The 1,995-nt window shown below is 48.6% G+C and carries 1 protein-coding gene; it reads left to right on the forward strand.

All coding sequences use genetic code 11. From position 1 onward, the window contains the following. Positions 1-1,995, forward strand: a 1,995-nt coding sequence (locus tag HZY91_RS10725; RefSeq protein ID WP_197116266.1) for a CLIPPER-2 domain-containing protein, incomplete at both ends; no start/stop codon positions are given.

Consider the following 1,995-nt stretch of genomic DNA (forward strand, 5'->3'; position numbering starts at 1 on the left):
ATCCAGCTAATCCAGGGGAACCAGATCCTAATACGCCACCAGTGACCGACGAAGATGACGAAGACGTGCCCGTAAATTCACCAGCGATTGAGCTCGTGAAGACCGTGACCGCTGTGAATGGGGATGCTAATAAGAAAGTCGTTACAGCCGAAGGAGACGTCATCACGTACGAATTCACCATTACCAATACGGGGAATATGCCACTTGTCAATGTGGTCTTAGACGACCCAATGTTAGGTGGAAGCATTGAATTACCGCAAGCGAACTTAGCACCAGGAGAAAGCATGACGGTGACCAAGGAATATACCGCTACGGCAGAAGACCTTGGTAAAGACAGTATCCCGAACACCGCTACGGTAACGGGTGACCCAGAAGATCCAGCTAATCCAGGGGAGCCAGATCCGAACACGCCACCAGTGACGGATGACGATGAGGAAGACGTGCCCGTAAATTCACCAGCGATTGAGTTAGTGAAGACGGTGACGGCAGTGAATGGTGATGCTAATAAGAAAGTCGTTACAGCCGAAGGAGACGTCATCACGTACGAATTCACCATTACCAATACGGGGAATATGCCACTTGTCAATGTGGTCTTAGATGACCCAATGTTGGGTGGAAGCATTGAATTACCGCAAGCGAACTTAGCACCAGGAGAAAGCATGACGGTTACCAAGGAATATACCGCTACGGCAGAAGACCTTGGTAAAGACAGTATCCCGAACACCGCTACGGTAACGGGTGACCCAGAAGATCCAGCTAATCCAGGGGAACCGGATCCAAATACACCACCTGTGACCGATGACGATGACGAAGACGTGCCCGTAAATTCACCAGCCATTGAGCTCGTGAAGGAATCCGATGAAGATGCCTTTGTCAAAGAAGGCGACGTGATTCATTATGTCTTTACGGTTACCAATACAGGTAACGTTGCGTTAAGTGATGTGAAAGTAACCGATCCAATGTTGAATGACTTAGGAATTGAGATTGTCTTAGATAAGACAGACTTAGCTCCAGGAGAAACTACAACGGGTCGCGCAGAATACACCGTCACTGCAGCGGATGTGGCAGCTGGTAAGATTTACAATACAGCGACGACAACCGGAACACCGCCAGATGATGGAGATGAGTCAACGCCACCATTGGATCCGCCAACGGATGACGATGACGATGAAGTGCCAGGTACACCAACTCCAGCCATTGAGCTCGTGAAGGAATCCGATGAAGATGCCTTTGTCAAAGAAGGCGACGTGATTCATTATGTCTTCACGGTTACCAATACAGGTAACGTTGCGTTAAGTGATGTGAAAGTAACCGATCCAATGTTGAATGACTTAGGAATTGAGATTGTCTTAGACAAGACAGACTTAGCTCCAGGAGAATCTACAACGGGTCGTGCCGAATACACCGTCACCGCAGCCGATGTGGCAGCTGGTAAGATTTACAATACAGCGACGACAACCGGAACCCCACCAGATGATGGAGATGAGACAACACCACCATTGGATCCACCAACGGATGACGATGACGATGAAGTGCCAGGTACACCAACTCCAGCCATTGAGCTCGTGAAGGAATCCGATGAAGATGCCTTTGTCAAAGAAGGCGACGTGATTCATTATGTCTTCACGGTTACCAATACAGGTAACGTTGCCTTAAGTGATGTGAAAGTAACTGACCCAATGTTGAATGACTTAGGAATTGAGATTGTCTTAGACAAGACAGACTTAGCTCCAGGAGAATCTACAACGGGTCGTGCCGAATACACCGTCACCGCAGCCGATGTGGCAGCTGGTAAGATTTACAATACAGCGACGACAACCGGAACCCCACCAGATGATGGAGATGAGACAACACCACCATTGGATCCACCAACGGATGACGATGACGATGAAGTGCCAGGTACACCAACTCCAGCCATTGAGCTCGTGAAGGAATCCGATGAAGATGCCTTTGTCAAAGAAGGCGACGTGATTCATTATGTCTTTACGGTTATCA

Source organism: Facklamia lactis (genome assembly GCF_015863205.1).
Lineage (GTDB): Bacteria > Bacillota > Bacilli > Lactobacillales > Aerococcaceae > Facklamia > Facklamia lactis.